The sequence below is a fragment of the Halogeometricum sp. CBA1124 genome, from assembly GCF_009741955.1.
GTDB lineage: Archaea > Halobacteriota > Halobacteria > Halobacteriales > Haloferacaceae > Halogeometricum > Halogeometricum rufum.
Genome location: NZ_WPCD01000270.1, coordinates 1 through 4,078, shown reverse-complemented (window position 1 = coordinate 4,078; position 4,078 = coordinate 1). Strand labels below are relative to the sequence as shown.

2 protein-coding genes and 1 pseudogene are annotated in these 4,078 nt (G+C 68.4%); 1 reads left to right on the top strand and 2 read right to left on the bottom strand.

The annotated features are described in order from the left end of the window. On the top strand, positions 1 to 598 hold a 598-nt coding region (locus GJ632_RS20070; RefSeq protein ID WP_197428117.1), incomplete at its 5' end, for a HAMP domain-containing sensor histidine kinase. 214 nt (positions 599 to 812) lie between these two features. On the opposite strand, the pseudogene GJ632_RS20065 reads toward GJ632_RS20070, so the two are convergent. Together GJ632_RS20065 and GJ632_RS20060 are read right to left on the bottom strand one after the other, a co-directional pair. Further along, positions 813 to 1,729, bottom strand: a pseudogene (locus GJ632_RS20065) (alpha/beta fold hydrolase). A gap of 96 nt (positions 1,730 to 1,825) precedes the next feature. Then, positions 1,826 to 4,069 carry an amino acid permease gene (locus GJ632_RS20060; protein WP_343161286.1) on the bottom strand — a complete coding sequence of 748 codons (2,244 nt, stop codon included), beginning with the start codon at positions 4,067 to 4,069 and terminating at the stop codon, positions 1,826 to 1,828. Between the last annotated feature and the right edge of the window lie 9 nt (positions 4,070 to 4,078).

The following is a 4,078-nucleotide window of genomic DNA, read 5'->3' as shown; positions in this document are numbered from 1 at the left end:
CGACCTGCGGAACCCGCTCAGCGCCGCACTCGCTCAACTCGACGTGGCCCGCGCGCAGTATCCGGGCGAGTCCCACCCCCACCTCGACTCGGCGTACCAGTCGCTGTTGCGGATGAACGACCGCATCGACGAAGCGCTGACGCTGGCGCACGAGGGCGCGCGGTCGGTCGAACGGACCGCCGTCTCGCTGTCGACGGTGACGGAGCGAGCGTGGAACGTCGCCGGCCCGGAGACGGGGACGCTGGCGTTCGCGGACCCGCCCGAGACGGTGTCGGCCGACGAGTCCCGCCTCCGTCGCCTCCTCGAGAACCTGTTCGAGAACGCCGGGTCGCACGCCGGGCCCGAGGTGACCGTCGAAGTCGGCGGCACCGAGGACGGCTTCTACGTCGCCGACGACGGCCCCGGAATCCCCGAGAGCGGCCGCGACTCCGTGTTCCAGTACGGCGTCACCGGCGACGACGACGGCACCGGGTTCGGTCTCGCCATCGTCACCGCGATAGCCGACGCGCACGACTGGCGGGTCAGCGTCGGCGAGAGTCGGTCCGGCGGTGCGCGCTTCGAAGTCGCGTTCGGACGGTCGTCTCGCCAGTCACGGTGAGGGAAAGCGACCGACCGCACGGGGGGCGACCGGTCGGCTCATGAAGGAGACGCGAACGAGGTAGTATCGGTCGGGGTCATCCAGTCCCGGTAACGCGACCTCTTTCCGCGTCACTAGAACGTCTCTCCCGCTTCCTTAAGTAAGTCGCTAAGTCGACTCGGTGAGGGTATATAGACTCAGGAGGGAGTCGTGAGAGCCGCCGCCTCCGTCCCGCTCAGTTCTCGCACATCCGGAAGTGGTCGGTGAGTTCCTGCCGGACGCGGACGGGTTCCTCGTGCTGTATCCAGTGAGTCGCGTCGTCGAGGACGACGAGGTGGCTGTCCTCGCAGTACTCGACGCTCTGGAGGGCCAGCGACCGGGTGAGGAAGGCGTCTTTCGCCCCCCAGAGCACGAGCGTCGGTACCTCGACGCGTTCGGTCTTCGGTCGCGGGTTCGACCGGACGATTGCCCGGTACCAGTTCACCATCGACCGGTACGCGTCAGGTTGCGACCACGCCGCCCGGTAGCAGTCGAAGTCGGCTTCGCTGAACGTCCCGGGTTGGCTGGACCGGCGCATCAGGTCACAGAGCGTGCGGTAGCCGCCGACTTTCGCCAGCGCCTCGGGCACCTTCGGGAGCTGGAAGAACAGGACGTACCAGCTCTTGAACCGCTGTTCCCAGTCGTTCTTGAGCGCTCGTCTGACGCCGTCGGGTGGGGGACGTTCAGCGCCGAGAGCGTCCTGACTCGCTCGGGCGTGTGGAGTCCGACCCACCACGCGACGAACGCCCCCCAGTCGTGGCCGACGAGGTGTGCGTCCGGCACGTCGAGGGCGTCGAGGAGTCCGAGCACGTCGCCGGCGAGTTCGTCGGGGTGGTAGGCGGCGACGGCCTCGGGCTTGTCGCTCAGGTGGTAGCCGCGCTGGTCGGGGACGACGACGCGGTACCCCTCGTCGGCCAGCGGGCCGATGCACTCGTGCCAGCCGTACCAGAACTCGGGGAAGCCGTGCAGGAGGACGACCGGTTCGCCGTCCTCCGGGCCGGCGGTGACGACGTGGAGTTCGACGTCGCCCACGTCGACGAACTGCGATTCGCCCCGCATCCCCACGACGTCCGGCGTGACGCCGCCGTCGTGAACGGTGTCGAGAGACGACATACCGTCCGTAGGGGACCCGTGGACAAATACGCTATCGCTCGATGGAGGGGTCGCCTCACCGCGGCGGCGGCCGACCGGCCGATACCGGCCGCCCGGTCAGCGATTGCCGAACAACCGCTCCGCGAGCGAGCGTTTCCGCGTCTTCTCGGCCAGCAGGACCGAACAGTCCACCTCGTTCACCACGTCGAGGACCAGCGTCCCGCGGACGAGTCGCGAGAGCAGGCCGCGTTCCGTCGCGCCGATGACGAGCATCGTCGCGTCTCGCGCGTGGCGCGCGATGGCCGACTCCACGTCGTCGGACTCCTCGACGATCAGTTCGGCGTCGCCGAGTCCGTGGTTCTCGGCCCACTCCGAGAGGAACCGTTCGCCCTCCGCCTCGTCGTCGGTGACGTGGAGGAGGCGGACCGTCGACCCGTACTGCTCGGCGAGGGTGGCGGCGACGGCGGCCGAGAGGTCCGAGTCGGGACCGCCCGCCGTCGGGACCAGAATCTCCGCGGGGTCGAACCCGCGGTCCTTCAGGACGAGGAAGTCGCACGGGAGCGAACTGGCGAGTTCGTCGACGGCGCTCTCGGCGCGACCCGGGGCCCCGTGGGAGTCCGGGCCCCAGCCCATGACGGTCAGGTCGGCGTCGTACGTGCGCGCGGCGTCGAATATCTCCTCGAACGACCGGTGCGAGAGGACGGTGTGCGTCTCCACGGGCACGCCGAACGTCTCGGCGTCCTCGCGGGCGGCTTCGAGCAGTTCGTGCGCCTCCGCGAAGTCGCCGCGTTCGCGGGCGGACTCCAACGCCGTCTGGTCGGGCACCTGTTCGATGTGGACGGCGACGACGGTGCCGTCGCGGGCCTTCGCGACGGCGCTGGCGAGGGTGATGAGGTCCGTCTCGTGTGCGGGGTTCGCCAGCGGCACCATCACGCGGTACTGGCCGCCGTCCGGTTGGACGGACGTGGCCGCCGAGACGGCGGCGTCGGGCATCTTCTCCGACTGGTTGAGGACGTACTCGCTGAGGACGCCGGACTTCTCCGTCTTCCCGCGCGCGTAGACGAGGTACCACGCCACCGACGCGACGACGAAACCGGCGGCGAGCGCTATCTCGATGGGTTCCATGAAGGCGATGAGTCCGAACGAGAGGACGGCCCCCAGAATCGGGACGACCGGGTAGAGCGGGGCGGTGAACTCGGGGTCGTAGTCGGCGACGTCGGCCTCCCGCATCACGATGAGAGCGACGTTCATCAGCCCGTAGACGATGAGGTGGAGGACGCTGCCCGCCTTCGCCAGCACCTTCACGTTGCCGACGGCGATGAACAAGAGGATGAGGACGCCGGTGACGGCGATAGAGCGGTACGGCGTCGAGAAGCGCGGGTGGATGTCGTTCAGCCACGCCGTGATGAGCCTGTCGCGTCCCATCGCGAAGTTGATTCGCGAGGACGCGAGGATGGACGCGTTCGCGCTCGACGCGGTTGCGAGGAGGCCGCCGAACAGGATGAGACCCGCGCCGACGACGCCGAGACCGAGCGTGTTCGAGAAGACGACTTCCGCCACGTCGATGACCGGGGTCGCCGACTGAGCGAGTTCCGTCCAGTTGAGGACGCCCATCAGCATCACCATGATGACGGCGTACATCACGGTCACGATGACGACGGAACCGACGACGGCCAGCGGGAGGTTCCGTCCGGGATTCTTAATCTCCTCCGCGACGGTCGTTATCTTCGCGAACCCGAGGAACGAGACGAACACCAGTGCCGTCCCGGGGAGGATGGCACCGTACCCGTTGGGCGCGAACGGGCGGAGCGTCGAGAGGTCGGCCATCGTGAGGCCGAGTATCGTGAACACCGTCAGGATGGCGACCAGCGTGATGACGATGACGTTCTGGAGCGTCCCCGTCTCCTTGGCGCCGACGTAGTTGACGCCGACGAACGTCGCACCCGCGACGAGGGCAGCCACCTGCGTCGGGTCGAGCGTGAGAATCCCGAGTCCGACCGTCGGCACGTCCACGAGTTCGATGATGAACCCGCCGAACCCGAGCATGTAGAACGCCGAGGCGAACGCCAGCCCCATCCAGTTGCCCATGCCGGCGATGCTCCCGAACAGGGGGCCGAGGGCGTGGTTGATGTAGTAGTAGCCGCCGCCGGCCTTCGGCATGGCCGTGCCGAGTTCCGACGCCGAGAGCGCCGTGAAGATGGAGACGACGCCGCCGACGACGAACGAGACGGCGACGACGGGGCCGGCGATTGCGGCCGCCTCGCCGGGCAGGACGAAGATGCCCGCACCGATCATCGTGCCGACGCCGATGGTGAGAGCGGCGAGTGGCCCGAGGTCTTTGGCGAGTTCTTCGTCGGTCACGCGGAGTCA